This window comes from Streptomyces sp. NPDC029159 (assembly GCF_055564055.1).
Genome location: NZ_JBVHWT010000006.1, coordinates 188509 through 205774 on the forward strand (window position 1 = coordinate 188509; position 17266 = coordinate 205774).

Consider the following 17266-nt stretch of genomic DNA (forward strand, 5'->3'; position numbering starts at 1 on the left):
GCGGGCAGGCCGGACGCGGGGTCACATCCGGTAGCGGCGGACGTGTTCCGGGTGGAGCACGACGCGTACCAGGTCCGGCTCCGCCGTCTGCTCGGCGGCGGCCTCGGCGGCCCGGTCCGGGGCCTCGAGGCCCCAGTAGCGGGCGGCCAGACGGGCGGCGAGGTCCTGGGCGCCGTCGGTCTCGATCGTGGTGCGGCCGGTGACCGCCACCCAGCGCTCGCGCTCCCCCGCCGGGGCGGCGACGAGGAGCGAGGCGCGGGGATCGCGGCGCAGCCGGCGCACCTTGAGGGTTTCCGCCCCGGTGAAGAGCTGGAGCGTGCCCTCGGCGGTGGCCTCGAACCACACCGGCCGGGGCTGCGGCGGAAGCGGGCCCGCGGCCACGGAGAGGATGCCGTGCAGCGGGCGGCGGAGAAGTTCGCGGTCTTCGTCGGTCAGGGAAGTAGTCGGTGAACTGGCGTTGCTCATACGTCGATTGAAGCGGCCCGGCGGGGGCGATCCCATAGGTCAGAGACCGGGACGCCTGCGTATGCGTCTAGCCTCGGCGGCGTGGATGTGTTCGATGATCTGATCCGCGGCGTTCGGGCCCACGGCTCGCTGTTCGGCAGTGCGACGCTGTCCCCGCCCTGGGCGCTGCACTTCGCGGACGGTGCGCCGCTGACCGTGTGCACCCTGCTCGACGGGGCGGGGTGGATCGTGCCGGAGGAGGGACCGCCCGCGCCGCTGCGCGCCCGGGAGACGGTGGTGGTGCGCGGGCCGGGGACGTTCACCTTCGTCGACGAGGTCGGCACCCGGGCCGAGCCGGTCGTGGTCGGTGAGCGGTGCGCGGCGCCCGAGCGGGGCGGTACCCGGCACCGGCGCGGCTGGCACGACCCCGGTACGGCCGCCGGTGACGGCGGGACGACGCTGCTCGTCGGCGCCCATCCGCTGCGCGGCGAGACCGGCCGGCGGCTGCTGGAGGCGCTGCCCACCGTGCTGCGGGTGCCGGCCGAGGAGGGTGACTCCGGGCTGCTGGACCACATCGCCGCCGAACTCCGCGTCGATGCGCCGGGCCAGCAGGTGGTGTTGGACCGGCTGTTGGACTGGATGCTGGTCTGCACGCTGCGGGCCTGGTTCGACCGGCCCGGCGGCGAGCCCCCGGCCTGGTGGTCGGCGCAGCGGGACCCGGTGGTGGGCGCGGCGCTGCGTCTGCTGCACACCGAACCGGCCGCGCCGTGGACGGTCGGGACGCTGGCGGGACGGGCGGGGGTCTCGCGCGCCACGCTGGCCAAGCGGTTCACCGAGCTGGTCGGTGAACCGCCGCTGACCTATCTCACCCACTGGCGGATGGCGCTCGCGGCGGACCTGCTGGTCGAGCGGGAGTCGGCGACCCTCGCGGACATCGCCCGGAGTGTGGGGTACGCCGATCCGTTCGGGTTCAGCGCGGCGTTCAAACGCGTCCGGGGCACCAGCCCGAGCGCGTTCCGGCGGGCCGCCACCGGCGCCCCGGCGGCCGAGCCCGCCGTCCGCCGGTGACCGGTCAGCGCCCGACGGTGGCCTGCGGCCGGGACGGGGCGAGGTGGTGTACGGCGGTCCGGTCGGCGTGCGGGGCGAGCAGCTCCGCCAGTTCCCCGGCGGCGGTTTCGACGAGGTGGCCGTCGCGGTCGCCGCGGACGGTTTCGAGGGCGAAGACGACGTCCGTGGAGTCCTCGGTGACGCGGGTGCGGTGGGCGTCGCGGTGGTTCCAGTGGCGGGTCAGCACACCGGTGGCGTCGGTGTAGACGATCTCGCCGGCGCCCGGGTTCTCGACCGTGCCGGGGGCGCCGAGCGGGGTGAAGCGCTCGGTGCCGTCGGCGTACCGGATGTCGATGTCGCCCTCGACCCGCGCCAGGTCGAAGGCGCCCGCGGGCAGGCCGTGCCGGACGGAGACGGCGTTGTACGTGTCGACCGCCGGGTTGATGCGCGGCAGCGCGCCCTTCTTGGCGAGGCGCCGGCCGAGCGCGTCGACGCTGGGGCGGATACGGCGCGGGTTGGTGCCGAAGGAGCGGTAGGCGGTGTGCCACGCCTCGATCCGGGGGTCGCTCTCGTCGGCGGGGAGCCAACTGCCCTCGGCGCAGCGCCGCTCCAGTTCCGCAAGCGCCGCGGTGGTGCCGGGCCAGGGCGTCCGGCCGCGCAGCCCGGCGGCGGTGACCAGGGCGATGTAGGTGTCGGGGAAGGCGTCGCCGACGGCGGGGGCGAGGCGGATGACGGTCATGGGCGGTCCTTCCAGAGGCGGCGGTACGTGCCGGAGGGGCGGAAGCGGGTGGGGCGGCGGCCGGTTGCGGGTCAGGGCAGGGCGAGGAGTCCGACGGCGACGGCGGCGGTGCCCAGGCCGACGAGTTGGCCGCGGTGGATGCGTTCGGCGAGCACGCCGCGGGCCAGCAGGACCGTGCCGGCCGGGTAGAGGGCGGTGAGCACGGCGACGACGGCGAGGTCGCCGCTGCGGGCGGCGAGGAGGAAGAGCAGGTTCGCCACGGAGTCGAGTGCGCCCGCGGCCGCCGACATCGCGTAGGCGGGGCGTTCCGTACCGATCCGGTGGCGCAGCAGCCCCGCCGCGGTCAGGGTGACGGCGGAGGAGACCGCGCGGCCGATGATCAGCGGGGCGACGCCGCTGTCGGAGGGCGCCTGGTGGAGGAAGACCAGTTGGAGGGCGATGGCGCCGCCCGCGCCGAGGGCGAGCAGCAGCGCGGTCCGGGAGGGGCGGGCCCGGCCGGCGCCGTGCCCGGCGCTGACCAGCACCACCGCGAGCAGCGCGAGCGGCAGCCCCACCAGCGCCGCGGCGCCCAGGTGTTCGCCCTGGAGCAGGCCCACCGCGACCGGCAGCGCGGCGGAGACCAGGGCGGTCACCGGCGACAGCACGTTCATCGGGCCCATCGCCAGGGTCCGGTAGAGCAGCGCGAACACCACGGCCGAGGCGAGCCCGGAGGCGGCGCCCCAGACGAGGGCGCCGGGGCTGAACGAAGCGCCGAGGAGCGGCCACAGCAGCAGCTCGACGGTGAGGCTGGCCGGCGCCGCGATCATCACGGTGCGCAGCACATGGGCCTTCCGGGCGCCGAGACCACCGAGAAAGTCGGCGCATCCGTAGGCGAGGGAGCTGCCCAGGGCCAGCAGCAGAGCGATCACGGCACTTCCCTTACTATTGCAGCGGAACGACCGCACCGTACAGTCAAACGACCGCAGTGTGTCAACCGACCGACCACGCGCTGCGCTGCGGCGTTCCGTTCGTGACAGGCGGCGGGCGCCGTGACCGGCGGCCGCCAGGAGAAGGGTGAGCGGATGGACGGGACGGCGGCCGCCCTGCGGATGCTGGCGCACAACGTCCGGGCGGCACGCACCCGCGCCGGTCTGTCCCTGGACGAGCTGGGGCGGCGGGCGCAGGTGAGCAAGGGTGCCCTGGTGGGGCTGGAGAAGGCCCAGGGCAATCCGAACTTCGCCACCCTGATCCGGCTGGCCGACACGCTCGGCGTCCCGGTCTCCGCCCTGCTGGAGGGGGAGCCCGAGGGCCGGGTCCGGGTGGTGTCCGCCGACGCCGTGGCGCCACTGTGGACCGGCCCGCACGGCGGCGAGTCACGGCTGCTGCTGACGACCTCCGGCCCGGCGCCGGTCGAGATCTGGCGCTGGCAGCTGGAGCCGGATGAGGAGTACCCGAGCCATCCGCATCCGGCCCAGGTCGTCGAGACGGTCACCGTCGTCGCGGGCCGGATGGTCCTGGTCGTCGACGGCACCGAACACCCCGTCGCCGCAGGCCAGACCGCCACCTTCGACGCCGACACCCCGCACGCCTACCGCGGTTCCGGCACCGGGACCTGCCACCTGATCATGACCGTTCACCTGCCGCCCGGCCCAGGTTCACCGCGGTGACGAGCGCGCCCACGCCCAGCACCGCACCGGCCAACAGGTGCATACCGGCGGCGTGGTCCCGGTGCCCGACCGCCGGGGCCAGCAGCGCGGTCGACAGGATGGAGCCGATGTAGCGGAAGCCCTGGAAGAACCCGCTGACCGCACCGGTCCGTTCCGTCGGCGTGTGTGCGTACAACACTGCCTGCAGGCCCAGGGTGTTGGGATTGTTGACCATTCCGACCAGCACGCACACCACGGTGATCAGCACCAACGGCGTCGTGTCGTCCACGGTCAGCAGGAGACCGCCACCGGCGACGAGTACGGCCGAGGCCGCCAGCAGCACCGAGCGGGCTCCCTGACGCTGAATCCACCGTGCCGCAAGCGGGGTCACCGCCGCACTGCACACCGCCACCGGCACCAGCACCAGCCCCGCCGTGGTGGGATCGGTGCCACGGTCGGCCTGCAACCACGTCGGCACCACGTACAGCATTCCGTAGTAGGCGATGTTGACCAGTCCGTACTGCGCGAACACCCCGAGCAGCACCGGCCGGCGAGCGATCAGCATCACGTCGAGGAACGGCTCCGGGGCCCGCCGCTCCCACAGCAGGAACGCCACGGTGAGGGGCACCGACGCCGCGAGCGCCACCCACGACACCGGGGCACCCGGATCCAGCAGGAACATCAGCAACGCCACCAGCGCTGCGGTGTACAGCCCGGCACCCGGCAGGTCCGCACGGGACGGGTCGGCGGCGCGGGGCGGGTCGGCGGGCAGCAGCCGGCCGGCCAGCAGCACGGCGGCCAGCGCCACCGGCACATTGGCCACGAACGTCGCCTGCCATCCCGCCCACGACACCAGCAGCCCCCCGGCGAGCGGCCCGACCGCGGCGGAGAGCGTGTTGACGGTTGTCAGGGCCCCCATCGCCTTCGCGGACGACCGGTTCAGATGCCGCCGGATGATCGCCATTCCGGTGGGGAACGCCACCGAGGTGCCCAGGGCCTGGACAACACGCAGCCCCACCAGCCACCCGAGCGTCGGCGCGAACGGGGCGCACGCACAGCTGACCGCCACGACGAGCAGACCCACGCGGAACACCCGGCGCGGCCCGAACCGGTCGGCGAGCCCGCCCATCAGCGCCTGCCCGACCGCGCCCGCCACGAAGAAGCCGCTGACCAGCAGGGATACCGCTGCGACAGAAACCCCGAAATGGACCTGGAGGGGATGCAGCGCCACCGCGGCCATCGTGGCGTCCAGCGGGTTGAGGACCGTACCGGTCGCCAGGGTCGCCACCACGGGACCGACGCGGACCACCGGGATCGTACGCTTCGCCACCGCCCCCCCATGACTCAGACTTGTGGCAGCGCATGTCGCACACCGTGTGACGTCGATGCGGCAGGCGCCGTCCCATGAGAGCGCTCCGGCGCGGCAGTTGATTCCTGACGACGCGCCCTGCTCCCCGGCCGCTTCCCTGTCCGCCCGTCAGGCGCCGCGCTCATGGAGTGCGGGCGGGGGAACGCGTCGCCGCCACCCCCGGCATCCCGCGCGGTCGGTATCGTCGCCGTTCTTACGACAACTTCTGACGGCGGCGACAGGCGCGGTGTCGGCTACGAGGGGCGAGGGCTGTGACGCAGGAGGGCACACCGGGGCGGCTGGTCGGGGGGCGGTACCGCCTGGTGGCCGAGGTCGGGTCCGGCGGCATGGGGCGGGTCTGGGAGGGCCGGGACGAACTGCTGGGCCGTCCGGTGGCCGTCAAGGAGGTCCGGCTGCCGGACTCCTCCGCCGAGGAGCGTGCGGAGGTGCTGGCCCGCGCACAGCGTGAGGGCCGCAACGCCGCCGCCCTCGCCGACCACCCCAACGTCGTCACCGTCTACGACGTGGTGATCGAGGACGGCGTGCCGTGGACGGTGATGCAGCTGGTCCAGGGCCGTTCCCTGCGGGCGGAGTTGGCGCACGGGCCGCTGGATCCCGGCCATGTGACGCATATCGCCGCGGCGCTGCTGTCGGCCCTGCGCGCGGCGGACGACGCGGCCGTCGTGCACCGTGACATCAAGCCGGGCAATGTACTGCTGGCCGACGACGGGCGGGTGCTGCTCGCGGACTTCGGGATCGCGCGGGTGCTCGGGGACGAGACGATCACGGCGCCCGGCGCCTTCGTCGGATCGTTCGAGTACACCTCGCCGGAGCGGGCCGACGGCCGGGCGGGCGGCGTGGCGTCGGACCTCTTCTCCCTGGGGGTGACGCTGTTCCACGCGGTGGAGGGCGCGGCGCCGTTCCGCCGCGACTCCCGGAGCGACACCCTCGCCGCCGTGCTGCTCGCCCCGCTCCCCGAGATGACCCGCGCCACCGGCGGACTGCGGGAGCTGATCACCGCCCTGACGGCGAAGGACCCGTCCGAACGCCCCGGCGTCGAGGTGGCCATGGCGGTACTCAGCGGCAGGCGCCCGGCCGGGCGCGGGACGGGTGCGGTGACCGGTACGGCGCGGACGGTGCGCGACGCACACCCCCGGCCCGGCGGCACGGTCGTCGCCGCGGCACCGGCGCCCGCGGCCGGTCTCCTCCCGCCGGAGGCGCCGCACTCCCCCGACGGCGCGGCCGGGCGGCGCGCGAACCGGCTGCCCGTCGTCCTCGCCGGGGTCTCCTCGCTCACCGTCGTCCTGACCGTCGGCGCGTTCCTGCTCACCCACCCCGGAGGAGACGAGGACGGCTCCGCGCCCGAACCGCCGCCCGCCGTCTCCACCTCCGCGCCCACCTCGGCCGGTGCGCCGGGGCCGGTCGCCGGGCCGGACGACACCTGTCTCGACGCCCACGGCGGGGACGGCGGCGGCAGTCCCACGGCCGTGGGCCTGTGGCAGTGCGGCGCCTCGGCCGCAGGTCAGCGCTGGGTGCACCGCTCCGGCGGGTCGCTGGAGGCGCTGCACCGCTGTCTGGGCCCGGTGGGTGACGGCGGCGCCCAGGACACCGCCGTCGAGCTGCAGGAGTGCACCGGCGACGACGGGCAGCGGTGGGAGCAGCGGGACGACGGTTCCCTGCTCCACCCGCGCTCGGGCCGCTGTCTGGAGCCCGCCGGGCCGCTCCGCAGCGGCGTCCCGCTCCGCATCCACGACTGCAGCGGCACCGCCGCCCAGAAGTTCACTCTGCCGTGACGCCCCTCGTCCCGCCGCTGTTCCGGTCCCGCCGCGGGCACGGGCCTGCGCGACCGGGCCGCCGTCGTACGCCTCTCGTACCGCTGCCGGATGCCTCCATACCGAAAAGGGCGGAGGGCGCCCGGCCCGGAGGGCGGAGGGCCGGGTCGCTCCCCCGCGGTCCGGCGGGCACACCCGCTACGCCGGAGCGTCTTCCGGGGGCCCGCAGCGTACGGATTTCCGCGCCGTACCCGGCATCGCCGCCGCCCCGCGACGGGGGCGGGAAGGCGGGCCTCCGCGCCTGCGCCCCGGCGCCGCACCGGGCCGTTGTCCTGCGGCTTCATCACACTTCGGAGGGCGGCGGCGCGCACGCGGCTTTTAGCACACTCCATCAGGACATACCCGTGGTTTCTCACTACATCCAAAGAGATGGTGGGGACTTGGCTGTTCGTGCGACATTTCCGGTGCGTCGCCGAGACGCCCGCCGCGCCGCAGGCCGACGGGGTCCGTGGAGCGGCGCGCCACCAGATCTCAAGGGGGATTCATGCGAAAGATCACCAAGGCCGTCGCGCTGACGCTCGCGGCCGGCGCCCTCGCGACGGCGGGAGCGACCACCGCCAACGCCGCCCAGATCGCGAGCACGGTGCGCGGCTGCCCGTCCGGAGCCGTCTGCGTCTACCCGCAGAACGCCGGGTGGAACAACGACCGCCCGTCGCTGGTGTTCTACAGCTACGGCGCCCACAACCTCAGCAACCAGGTCGGCCAGCACTACGTCTTCAACAACCAGACGGGCGGCGCCACGGCCCGCACCTGCACCGGCTACAACGGCACCGGCGACTGCCAGGGCTACCTCGGCGCCGGCTACTACATCGACAAGGACCTGACGCCGATCAACTCGATCCTCCTCGTCAGGCCGTAGCGGCCGGGCACCGGCAGGGGTGCGCCCGGGCCGGGCTCCTTCGGGGGCCCGGCCCGGGCGTCGCCGCGTCCGCCACCGAAAATGACGTGCGCCGCTCCCCCGCGCTTGCCAAGCTGCCCCGATGAACCGAGAACAGGTCTCCCGGATCGCCCATACCGAGCACCCGATCAAGGCGCCGCTCGACGACGCCTCCGTCCACCGGCTACTGACCCGGGGCCTGCCGCGGGGCGACGAGCGGGTGCTCGACCTCGGGTGCGGGGGCGGCGAATGGCTGCTGCGGGCCCTGGAGGCGCGGCCCGAGGTGTCGGCCACCGGGGTGGACATCTCCGAGGACGCGCTGACGCAGGCCAGGGCGGGCGCACGGGCGCGGGGCGTCGCGGACCGGCTCGCGCTGCACCGGCGGCCGGCCGCGGAGTTCGTCTCCGCCGAGCCGTTCGACCTGGTGCTGAGCGTCGGCGCGGCGCACGCCTTCGGCGGGCTGCTGCCCACGCTGGCCGCGGCGCGCAAGCACCTCGCCCCCGGCGGCCGCGTGGTGATCGGCGACGGCTTCTGGGAGCGCACACCGTCCCCGGAGGCGGTCGAGATGCTCGGGGACTTCGCCGACCTCGCGACCACCCTGGACCGCGTCGTCGCCGACGGCTGGACGCCCGTGGACGGGCACATCAGCACCCGCCAGGAGCTGGACGCCTACGAGTGGGCCTGCTGGGGCACGCTCGCCGCCTGGGCGCTGGACCACCCCGACGACCCCGACAGCGCGGAGGCGCTCGCCACCGCGCACCTGCGCCGCGCCGAGTGGCTGCGCGTCTACCGGGACACCTGGGGTTTCCTCACGTTGGTCCTGCGGCGGAGCCCGGACGGCCGCTGAGGCCGTCGAAGGCCCGGCCCGGCGGTGTGCGGACGCGCCGCCGGGCCGGTGGCCGTGGACCTGCCGGGTGCGGCGGCGAACCGTAGCCTGAAGGGAAACGGCGCCGGGCGGCGCGGGGACCGTCCGTGCGCGGTCCGCGTGCGCGTCGCGGGCACGGTGCGACGCCGCCCGAGACGGAGGATCGTGACGCGATGACGAATCTGGCGATCATCAGCGGGGGCCTGCGGGAGCCGTCCTCGACCCGACTGCTCGCCGACCGGCTGGAGGCCGCGGTACGCGCGGAGCTGGAGGCCCGGGGGCAGGACGTCGACTCGTCGTTCGTGGAGCTGCGGCCGCTGGGCCGGGCGATCACGGACGCGATGCTGTCCGGGTTCCCCGCCGGCCCGCTGGAGGAGGCGTTCGAGACGGTGGCGCGGGCCGACGGCGTGATCGCGGTGACGCCCGCCTTCAACGCCTCGTTCAGCGGACTCTTCAAGTCCTTCTTCGACGTGCTGCCGGAGGGGACGCTCGACGACATGCCGGTGCTGATGGCCGCCACCGGCGGTACGGAGCGGCATTCGCTGGTGCTGGAGCACGCGATGCGGCCGATGTTCTCCTATCTGCACGCCGTCGTCTCACCCCGCGGTGTCTACGCCGCGACCAGCGATTTCGGCTCGGACACCGCCCAGCAGGGCGCGGCGCTGCAAAAGCGGGTCGAGGCCGCGGCGGCGGACTACGCCCGGCTGGTCCAGGGCTGCGGGGTGCGGGTGCGGCGGGACGCGTTCGAGGACGTCGTCCCGATGGAGGAGTTGCTGGGCGGCGGGGCGGCCTCCTGACGCGGACCGGCCGCCCGCGGTGTGCGGGCGGCCGGTCCGTACGTGCGCGGTGGCCGCGTTACGTGGCCTCCGGGTCGACGCCGGGCGCCGTCTCCCGGGCGGCGACGGCCGGGTGGCGCGGTGCGGAGTCGGGCACCCCGGCCGGGCGGAGGGCCGCGAATTCCTTGCGGAGGACGGGTACGACCTCGCCGCCTAGGAGATCGAGCTGTTCCAGGACGGTCTTCAGCGGCAGTCCGGCGTGGTCCATCAGGAACAGCTGGCGCTGGTAGTCGCCGACGGCGTCACGGAAGCCGAGGGTCCGTTCGATGACCTGCTGCGGTGAGCCGACGGTCAGCGGCGTCTGCTCTGTGAACTCCTCCAGGGAAGGGCCGTGCCCGTAGACGGGTGCGTTGTCGAAGTACGGGCGGAACTCGCGGACCGCGTCCTGGGAGTTGGCGCGCATGAACACCTGGCCGCCGAGGCCGACGATGGCCTGGTCGGGGGCGCCGTGGCCGTGGTGGGTGAAGCGCTGCCGGTAGAGGCGGATCATCCGCCGGGTGTGGGACATGGGCCAGAAGATGTTGTTGTGGAAGAAGCCGTCGCCGTAGTACGCGGCCTGTTCCGCGATCTCCGGGGAGCGGATCGAGCCGTGCCAGACGAACGGGGGCACGCCGTCCAGCGGCCGGGGCGTGGCGGTGAAACCCTGGAGCGGGCCGCGGAACTTGCCCTCCCAGTCGACGATGTCCTCCCGCCAGAGCCGGTGCAGCAGCGCGTAGTTCTCGATGGCCAGCGGGATGCCCTGGCGGATGTCCTGGCCGAACCACGGGTAGACGGGTCCGGTGTTGCCGCGGCCCAGCATCAGGTCGACGCGGCCGTCGGCGAGGTGCTGGAGGTAGGCGAAGTCCTCGGCGATCTTCACGGGGTCGTTGGTGGTGATCAGCGTCGTGGAGGTGGACAGGACGATCCGTTCGGTGCGGGCCGCCAGATACCCGAGGAGGGTGGTGGGCGACGACGGCACGAACGGCGGGTTGTGGTGCTCGCCGGTGGCGAACACGTCCAGGCCGACCTCTTCGGCCTTGGCCGCGATGGCGAGCGTGGCCTTGATGCGCTCGTGCTCGCTCGGCGTACGGCCGGTGGTCGGGTCGGCCGTCACATCGCCGACGGTGAAGATGCCGAACTCCATGGTGACCGCCTCGCTCGGTTGCGTACTCGGGGTGCGGCCGGGCGCCCGCCCCGGTGCTGCGGGGCGGCCGGCCGACCGGTCTCCGGGGCCGGCCGGACACCGCCCCCGGCCCGGCCGATTCCGGCCTCCGTGCCACCGGGCCCACGCCACAGCCAGCGTGCCATGCCACCCGTACGGCGGCACTCCGGAGCGGACGGCGGGCGGGCCGGGCGTTTTCCCGTCCGCTCCCCCGGTTTCCGCCCGTCGCGCCGTGCGGTGCGGGAGAATCGGCCCATGCTGACAGTGGGTTCCGTGGTGCTGGGGGTCTCGGACGTGCGGCGGGCGGCGGCGTTCTGGGGCGAGGCGCTGGGCTATGTCCCGCGCGAGGAGATCGAGGACGACTGGGCGGTCCTCGTACCGGCCGCCGGACACGGTGTGCAGGTGGCGCTCGGCCACAGCGTGACGCCGGTCCAGGAGCGTCCGCGGGTCCATCTGGACCTCTATGCCTCAGACGCCGCCGACCAGGCCGCCGAGGTCGAACGGCTGGTGGCGCTGGGCGCCCGGCGGGTGGCGTGGGACCTCGCACCGGACGACGCCGACTTCATCGTCCTGGCCGATCCGGACGGCAACATTTTCTGCGTCATCGACACCGGGCGGGACTGAGCGGGACAGGCGGGCCGGCGGCCGCGCGGAACGGGCCGTACGGCAGGATCAGCGCGGCGGCGGAGTAGTGGGCGTGAGTTGCCGCCGTTCGGCGCGTGCGGCGTTTCCCGCCCTCGCGCATTTCATGCAAGCAAGAGCCGTGTCCCACCTCACCATCCGGATGGCGGACGCCCCTCCACCACGGCGCCGGTCGGCCCGTAGGGTGACCTGTGCAGCTGGTTCGCCCCGTCCGCCAGGCGGGTCGTCGTAAGAGGGAACCCGGTGGGAATCCGGGACTGCCCCGCAGCGGTGAGCGGGAACGACCGCCGTCATACGCACTGGGTCCACAGGGCCCGGGAAGCGACGGCCAGTAGGTGTCCTCCTCCGGAGGATGTGCCCGCGAGTCCGAAGACCTGCCAACTGCCCGGGTGCGCACCCCGCGTGCCCGGACATCCCGGTGACCTCGTGGGCGGGTCGGCGTACACATACCAGGCGGAGGACCGCGCCGTGCCGCGCGGGGTCACTTCCGTCCGGTCCGTCACCCCTTCGCGCTCCGTCCCGTCGCCGGGATCTCAGGGATTCATCTCGCGAAGGAGATCTCCGTGACCACCGAGTCCGCAGCCGCGGCAGCACGGGCCACCGTGTACGGCTACCCCCGTCAGGGACAGCACCGGGAACTGAAGAAGGCGATCGAGGGGTACTGGAAGGGCCACGTCACCGCCGACGCGCTGCGCGCCACCGCCGCCGAGCTGCGCCGCACCAACTGGCAGCAGCTGGCCGACGCCGGGATCGGCGAGGTCCCGACCGGCGACTTCTCGTACTACGACCACGTCCTGGACACCACCGTCATGGTGGGCGCGATCCCCGAGCGGCACCGCGAGGCCGTCGCCGACGACGCCCTGGACGGGTACTTCGCCATGGCGCGCGGTACGCAGGACGTCGCGCCGCTGGAGATGACCAAGTGGTTCGACACCAACTACCACTACCTGGTGCCCGAGCTGGGGCCGGACACGGTCTTCACGGCCGACTCCGGCAAGCAGGTGGGCGAGCTGACGGAGGCCCTGGCGCTGGGGCTGACGGCCCGTCCGGTGCTGGTCGGCCCGGTCACCTATCTCCTGCTGTCGAAGCCCGCCCCCGGGGTGGCCGCGGACTTCGACCCGCTGACGCTGCTGGACCGGCTGCTGCCGGTCTACGCCGAGGTCCTGGCCGATCTGCGCGCCGCCGGTGCCGGGTGGGTGCAGCTGGACGAGCCCGCGCTGGTGGCGGACCGTACGCCCGCCGAGCTGACCGCCGCCGCCCGCGCCTACCGTGAGCTGGGCGCCCTCACCGACCGGCCGAAGCTCCTCGTCGCCTCCTACTTCGACCGGCTCGGCGACGCGCTGCCGGTGCTGGCGAAGGCGCCGGTGGACGGTCTTGCGCTGGACTTCACCGAGTCCGCCGCCGCCAACCTCGACGCGCTCGCCGCGGTCGGGGGGCTCCCCGGCAAGCGGCTGGTGGCCGGTGTCGTGAGCGGCCGCAACATCTGGATCAACGACCTGACCGCGTCGCTGACCACCCTCGGCACGCTGCTGGGGCTCGCCGACCGGGTCGACGTGGCGGCCTCCTGCTCGCTGCTGCACGTCCCCCTCGACGCCGCCGCCGAGCGGGACATCGACCCGCAGATCCTGCGCTGGCTCGCCTTCGCCCGCCAGAAGTCCGCCGAGATCGTCACCCTCGCCACGGGCCTGGCCCGCGGGACCGGGGCCATCGCCGCCGAGCTGACCGCCAACAAGGCCGACCTGGCGTCGCGGGCGAACTCCCCGCTCACCCGCGACCCGGCGGTCCGCGCCCGCGCCGCCGCCGTCACCGACGCGGACGCCCGCCGCTCCCAGCCGTACGCCGAGCGGACCACCGCCCAGCGGGCCCACCTGGGGCTGCCGCTGCTGCCGACGACGACCATCGGCTCGTTCCCGCAGACCACCGAATTGCGCACCGCGCGGGCCGACCTGCGGGCCGGGCGGATCGACACCGAAGGGTACGAGGAGCGGATCCGCAACGAGATCCGTGCGGTGCTGGCGTTCCAGGAGAAGGCCGGGCTGGACGTCCTGGTGCACGGCGAGCCCGAGCGCAACGACATGGTCCAGTACTTCGCCGAGCAGCTGACCGGCTACCTCGCCACGCGGCACGGCTGGGTCCAGTCGTACGGCACCCGCTACGTCCGGCCGCCGATCCTGGCCGGCGACATCTCCCGCCCCGAGCCGATGACGGTGCGCTGGACGACGTACGCGCAGTCCTGCACCGAGCGGCCCGTCAAGGGGATGCTGACCGGTCCGGTGACCATGCTGGCCTGGTCGTTCGTCCGCGACGACCAGCCGCTGGGCGACACCGCACGCCAGGTCGCGCTGGCGCTGCGCGACGAGGTCGGCGACCTGGAGGCGGCCGGTACGTCGGTCATCCAGGTCGACGAACCGGCGCTGCGCGAGACCCTGCCGCTGCGCGCCGCCGACCACGCCGGGTACCTGGCCTGGGCCACGGAGGCGTTCCGTCTCTCCACCGGCGGTGTCCGGCCGGACACCCAGATCCACACGCACATGTGCTACGCCGAGTTCGGCGACATCGTGCAGGCCATCGATGATCTGGACGCCGACGTCATCAGCCTGGAGGCGGCCCGCTCCCACATGCAGGTCGCCCGCGAACTGGCCGCCCACGGCTACCCCCGCGAGGCGGGCCCCGGCGTGTACGACATCCACTCCCCCCGCGTCCCGAGCACCGAGGAGGCCACCGACCTGCTCCGCACCGGCCTCCAGGCCATCCCCGCGGAACGCCTGTGGGTCAACCCCGACTGCGGCCTGAAGACCCGCGGCTGGGCCGAGACCCGCTCCTCCCTGGAAAACCTGGTCGCCGCGGCCCGCACCGTCCGCGGTGAGCTGCCCACCTCCTGACCGGGGTCGCCCACCGGGGCCGGGATGTCTGCGGGCGTCCCGGCCCCGGTGGGTTACGGGAGGGGCGGGGTGCGGGCCGCCCGGACCAGCAGGTCGGTGGCGCGCTCGATGTCGTGGCCGGTCGTGGTGCGGCCGACACCGAGCCGCAGGGTCGCGCGGGCCCGCTCACGGGTCAGTCCGATCGCGGTGAGGACGTGGGAGGGTTCGCCGCTGCCGGTGTGGCAGGCGGAGCCGGTGGCGGCGGCGACGCCCGGCGCGCGGTCGAGGAGTTCGGCGGCCTCGATGCCCGGCAGGGTGAGACTGAGGTTGCCGGGGAGTCTTCGGTGCGGGTGTCCGTTGACGGCGGCGCCGGGGAGCGCTTTCAGGAGGTTGCGCTGAAGGCGGTCGCGCAGCGCCCGGACGTGGGACGGGGGTGGCAGCGCGCCGGCGGTGACGAGCTGGGCCGCGGCGCCGAAACCGACGAGGGCGGGGACGTTCGGGGTGCCCGCCCGCAGCCCGTGTTCCTGCCCGCCGCCGGTCAGCAGGCCGGTGACGCGGAGACCGTCGCGGACGTAGAGCGCTCCGATCCCCTTGGGACCGTGGAGTTTGTGCGCGGAGAGTGAGGCGAGATCGACGCCGAGGCCGGTGACGTCCAGCAGCTGCCAACCGGCGCTCTGGGCCGCGTCGGTGTGCAGGGCGATGCCCCGGGGCGCGGTGATCCCGGCGATGTCCGCGAGGTCTTGGAGTGTGCCGATCTCGTTGTTGGCGTGCATCACCGACACCAGGACGGTGTCCGGTGTGAGGGCCGCCGCGATGTCCGCGGGGTCGATGCGGCCATGGCGGTCGACGGCGACGCGGGTCAGCGTGTAGCCGTGGTGGTCGACCAGCCAGTTGCACGCACCGAGGACGGCTCGGTGTTCCACCGCGGTGGTGACGACATGGCCGCCGTACGGGCGGGAGGCCAGGGCGGTGCCGATGATCGCGAGGTGATCGGCCTCGGTGGCGCCGGAGGTGAAGACGATGTCGCGTTCGCGGTCGGCCCCGATCAGGTCGGCGACGCGGCGCCGGGCGATGCGGACGGCCCGCGCGGCGTCGCGTCCGAGGGCGTGCGGGCTGGAGGGGTTGCCGTACGCGCCGGTGAGGAACGGCAGCATCGCCTCCACCACGCGCGAGTCCAGGGGGGTGGTGGACTGGTGGTCGAGGTAGATCGGTTCGGTGGTCATGCGGTCCGCTCCTCGTCCAGGCCGCCGGAGGCCGTCGCGGCGTACTTGCGTGCGCCGTCGACCAGGTCCCAGTAGACGGTGCGGGCGCTGTCGAAGACGGAGAACGCGGTGGCCAGGCAGTGCCAGTTCCGGTTCGGCTGGGCCAGGGCGAGGAGGAAGGAGTCCTCGAACAGCCGCCGCGCGTATCGGGCCAGCGCCTCGCGGGTCGGCTGGGGCCCGAAGAGGTGCGTGAAGCCGTGCTCCCGCAGCCATGCCTCGGCGTGTGCGGGTCCGGCCGGGCCGGCCAGCTGTCCGCCGTCGGCGAGGGTCTGGGTGGCCAGCCGTTGGAGGCGGCGTCGGCGGCGGGCCGTCTCGCCGCCGGGGCAGCGGTCGCCGGTGATCCGCCACTCGTGCCAGCGGGGCGGTTCGTGGCGGTCCCAGTCGACACCGTCGAGGTGGGCGGTGACCTGGGGCGGGAGCTGGCCACGGGTCAGGTCCGCGACGTCGTAGCCGGGGCCCAGGGCTTCCAGGGTGAGGGCGCCGGAGCGCCGCGGGCCGGGCCGGTCCATCCGGACGAGGACGGTCAGGCGGTTGGTGAAGCGGTTGGTCGGCTCGGCGAGTATCACCGCCCGGCCGTCCGCCAGCAGCCCGGCGGCACGGGGCGGGATCTCCTCGACCGGGAAGGTGTTGCCACCCCGGTGGTACCGCTTCTTCTCGACGCCCCCGTCGGAGCGGATCATCAGGTGTTCCGTGCCGACCGTGGCGGCCAGCACCCGGGCGGCGGCGCCGACCTCGGATGCGCTGCGGCCGGGTTCGAGGAGGCAGGCGTTGAGGACGGGCAGCCGCAACGTCCGCAGCAGGGCCATGGTCTGCCATTTCGGCCAGCGCCGGTCCGTGGCGGCCGCGGCCAGTTCGGGGGCGGTCAGGGCGTGTAACGGGCAGGGCGAAGATGTCTGCATCGTGCCGTTCCCCCTTTCGTCCGTCAGGCGGCGTCGGTGAGGCCCAGGTCCGCGGAGAGTGCGAGGAAGGTGCGCTCGCGGTGCGTGGTGAACGGGTGGTCGCGCCAGTCGAAGACGTCGCCGACACCGAGGTGGTCCGCGCAGACACGGCGCACGAACTGGCGCGCGAAGCCTGCCGAGGGCCAGTAGTGGTGTTCCCCGGGCCGGGGCGACAGGTAGAGGTAGGAGGTGTCCCCGGCGGCCGGGAGTTCCGCCAGGGCGGCGAGGCGCCGTGCGGGGCCGCCGATCCGTTCGTAGGCGGCGGTGACCGCGTCCGGGTCGGGGACGGGGATCAGGTGCAGATGGCAGTGGCTGCAGCAGGAGGCGCCGAGTTCACCGTCGCGCGGGCCGTGCTCGGCCAGGACGACAGGTCCGTAGCGTGCCTGGATCAGCGCCCGCATCTCCTCCGTCTCCGCAGCGACCCGCTCCAGCTCGGTGCGGCCGAGGTCGGCGGTGGCGTCGAGGTGTGTCACCGGCATGAACAGGCAGTAGCCGGGGGTGAAGGCGCCGACGGTGGGTAACAGCACCCATCCTCCGGCGGTCTCGGTGATGATCCGGGTCGTGCGCTCGCGCAGCGCGAACTCGGTGCAGAACTGGCAGTCCATGGTCGCCTCCGGGTCGGACCGGCGAGGGATGCGCCGGCATCGGGTATCTGCTCTTCGGAGCGGTCGTACGCCCGGGCGGCGGTGCCGGCGTCCGGTGTGCGGCGCCGGTCGGGCCGTCAGGTCGTGCGGTGGTACGCGGTGTTCCGGGCGGCCGGCCGTGACGTGATCAATACGGTGGGCAACCGCATTTACGGAAAGAGGATC

At 74.1% G+C, this 17266-nt stretch carries 16 protein-coding genes and 1 riboswitch; of the genes, 8 read left to right on the forward strand and 8 right to left on the reverse strand.

The annotated features are described in order from the left end of the window. Positions 1-21: 21 nt before the first annotated feature. Positions 22-465 carry a pyridoxamine 5'-phosphate oxidase family protein gene (locus ACZ4U4_RS15160; protein ID WP_467873572.1) on the reverse strand — a complete coding sequence of 148 codons (444 nt, stop codon included), beginning with the start codon at positions 463-465 and terminating at the stop codon, positions 22-24. An 81-nt stretch (positions 466-546) separates the two neighbouring features. Here ACZ4U4_RS15160 and ACZ4U4_RS15165 point away from each other — a divergent pair, with 81 nt between their 5' ends. Further along, on the forward strand, positions 547-1512 hold the full coding sequence (locus ACZ4U4_RS15165; protein WP_467873575.1) for an AraC family transcriptional regulator: 966 nt from the start codon (positions 547-549) through the stop codon (positions 1510-1512). A 4-nt stretch (positions 1513-1516) separates the two neighbouring features. Here ACZ4U4_RS15165 and ACZ4U4_RS15170 read toward each other — a convergent pair whose 3' ends face one another. Continuing rightward, positions 1517-2230: a B3/B4 domain-containing protein gene (locus tag ACZ4U4_RS15170; protein WP_467873577.1), complete on the reverse strand. Its 714-nt coding sequence runs from the start codon at positions 2228-2230 to the stop codon at positions 1517-1519. A gap of 71 nt (positions 2231-2301) precedes the next feature. After that, positions 2302-3138 (reverse strand): EamA family transporter, encoded by an 837-nt coding sequence (locus tag ACZ4U4_RS15175; RefSeq protein WP_467873579.1) that lies wholly within the window; start codon positions 3136-3138, stop codon positions 2302-2304. A 153-nt stretch (positions 3139-3291) separates the two neighbouring features. Here ACZ4U4_RS15175 and ACZ4U4_RS15180 point away from each other — a divergent pair, with 153 nt between their 5' ends. After that, positions 3292-3876 (forward strand): helix-turn-helix domain-containing protein, encoded by a 585-nt coding sequence (locus tag ACZ4U4_RS15180; protein WP_467873852.1) that lies wholly within the window; start codon positions 3292-3294, stop codon positions 3874-3876. On the opposite strand, the gene ACZ4U4_RS15185 is transcribed toward ACZ4U4_RS15180, so the two are convergent. Continuing rightward, the gene (locus ACZ4U4_RS15185; RefSeq protein ID WP_467873581.1) at positions 3833-5185 is read right to left on the reverse strand and encodes an MFS transporter; all 1353 of its coding nucleotides are present in this window, start codon (positions 5183-5185) and stop codon (positions 3833-3835) included. The genes ACZ4U4_RS15180 and ACZ4U4_RS15185 overlap by 44 nt on opposite strands. A gap of 290 nt (positions 5186-5475) precedes the next feature. On the opposite strand from ACZ4U4_RS15185, the gene ACZ4U4_RS15190 reads away from it, so the two are divergent. The 4 genes from ACZ4U4_RS15190 (at position 5476) to ACZ4U4_RS15205 (ending at position 9574) form a co-directional block, all read left to right on the forward strand. Continuing rightward, positions 5476-6996 (forward strand): protein kinase domain-containing protein, encoded by a 1521-nt coding sequence (locus tag ACZ4U4_RS15190; RefSeq protein WP_467873583.1) that lies wholly within the window; start codon positions 5476-5478, stop codon positions 6994-6996. Between the two features lie 523 nt (positions 6997-7519). Then, a complete protein-coding gene (locus tag ACZ4U4_RS15195; protein ID WP_467873585.1) occupies positions 7520-7894 on the forward strand; it encodes a hypothetical protein in 375 nt (124 codons plus the stop codon). A 121-nt stretch (positions 7895-8015) separates the two neighbouring features. After that, a complete protein-coding gene (locus ACZ4U4_RS15200; RefSeq protein ID WP_467873588.1) occupies positions 8016-8759 on the forward strand; it encodes an SAM-dependent methyltransferase in 744 nt (247 codons plus the stop codon). Between the two features lie 191 nt (positions 8760-8950). After that, positions 8951-9574 carry an FMN reductase gene (locus ACZ4U4_RS15205; protein WP_467873591.1) on the forward strand — a complete coding sequence of 208 codons (624 nt, stop codon included), beginning with the start codon at positions 8951-8953 and terminating at the stop codon, positions 9572-9574. Between the two features lie 58 nt (positions 9575-9632). Here the strand turns inward: ACZ4U4_RS15205 and ACZ4U4_RS15210 are convergent, their stop codons facing one another. Beyond that, positions 9633-10736 (reverse strand): LLM class flavin-dependent oxidoreductase, encoded by a 1104-nt coding sequence (locus ACZ4U4_RS15210; RefSeq protein WP_467873593.1) that lies wholly within the window; start codon positions 10734-10736, stop codon positions 9633-9635. Positions 10737-11009: 273 nt separating this feature from the next. On the opposite strand from ACZ4U4_RS15210, the gene ACZ4U4_RS15215 reads away from it, so the two are divergent. Together ACZ4U4_RS15215 and metE are read left to right on the forward strand one after the other, a co-directional pair. Beyond that, positions 11010-11378, forward strand: a complete 369-nt coding sequence (locus ACZ4U4_RS15215; RefSeq protein WP_467873596.1) for a VOC family protein — start codon at positions 11010-11012, stop codon at positions 11376-11378. Positions 11379-11577: 199 nt separating this feature from the next. After that, positions 11578-11792, forward strand: a riboswitch (cobalamin riboswitch). Between the two features lie 167 nt (positions 11793-11959). Then, positions 11960-14278: a 5-methyltetrahydropteroyltriglutamate--homocysteine S-methyltransferase gene (metE, locus tag ACZ4U4_RS15220; protein WP_467873599.1), complete on the forward strand. Its 2319-nt coding sequence runs from the start codon at positions 11960-11962 to the stop codon at positions 14276-14278. A gap of 53 nt (positions 14279-14331) precedes the next feature. Here the strand turns inward: metE and ACZ4U4_RS15225 are convergent, their stop codons facing one another. The 3 genes from ACZ4U4_RS15225 to ACZ4U4_RS15235 are packed head-to-tail and all read right to left on the reverse strand — an operon-like array spanning position 14332 to position 17062. Next, a complete protein-coding gene (locus ACZ4U4_RS15225) occupies positions 14332-15480 on the reverse strand; it encodes a cysteine desulfurase family protein (protein WP_467873602.1) in 1149 nt (382 codons plus the stop codon). Then, complete coding sequence (locus tag ACZ4U4_RS15230) at positions 15477-16418, reverse strand: hypothetical protein (protein WP_467873605.1); 942 nt, start codon at positions 16416-16418, stop codon at positions 15477-15479. Before ACZ4U4_RS15230 ends, ACZ4U4_RS15225 begins: the two co-directional genes overlap by 4 nt. Positions 16419-16441: 23 nt before the next feature. Further along, complete coding sequence (locus ACZ4U4_RS15235) at positions 16442-17062, reverse strand: hypothetical protein (protein WP_467873607.1); 621 nt, start codon at positions 17060-17062, stop codon at positions 16442-16444. Positions 17063-17266: the final 204 nt, after the last annotated feature.

Bases quoted from the DNA above. Each gene is read 5' to 3' on its own strand.
- ACZ4U4_RS15230 (WP_467873605.1), bottom strand. From the start codon at position 16,418: ATGCAGACATCTTCGCCCTGCCCGTTACACGCCCTGACCGCCCCCGAA.
- ACZ4U4_RS15180 (WP_467873852.1), top strand. From the start codon at position 3,292: ATGGACGGGACGGCGGCCGCCCTGCGGATGCTGGCGCACAACGTCCGG.
- ACZ4U4_RS15225 (WP_467873602.1), bottom strand. From the start codon at position 15,480: ATGACCACCGAACCGATCTACCTCGACCACCAGTCCACCACCCCCCTG.
- ACZ4U4_RS15200 (WP_467873588.1), top strand. From the start codon at position 8,016: ATGAACCGAGAACAGGTCTCCCGGATCGCCCATACCGAGCACCCGATC.
- ACZ4U4_RS15195 (WP_467873585.1), top strand. From the start codon at position 7,520: ATGCGAAAGATCACCAAGGCCGTCGCGCTGACGCTCGCGGCCGGCGCC.
- ACZ4U4_RS15170 (WP_467873577.1), bottom strand. From the start codon at position 2,230: ATGACCGTCATCCGCCTCGCCCCCGCCGTCGGCGACGCCTTCCCCGAC.
- ACZ4U4_RS15235 (WP_467873607.1), bottom strand. From the start codon at position 17,062: ATGGACTGCCAGTTCTGCACCGAGTTCGCGCTGCGCGAGCGCACGACC.
- ACZ4U4_RS15160 (WP_467873572.1), bottom strand. From the start codon at position 465: ATGAGCAACGCCAGTTCACCGACTACTTCCCTGACCGACGAAGACCGC.
- ACZ4U4_RS15205 (WP_467873591.1), top strand. From the start codon at position 8,951: ATGACGAATCTGGCGATCATCAGCGGGGGCCTGCGGGAGCCGTCCTCG.
- ACZ4U4_RS15215 (WP_467873596.1), top strand. From the start codon at position 11,010: ATGCTGACAGTGGGTTCCGTGGTGCTGGGGGTCTCGGACGTGCGGCGG.
- ACZ4U4_RS15210 (WP_467873593.1), bottom strand. From the start codon at position 10,736: ATGGAGTTCGGCATCTTCACCGTCGGCGATGTGACGGCCGACCCGACC.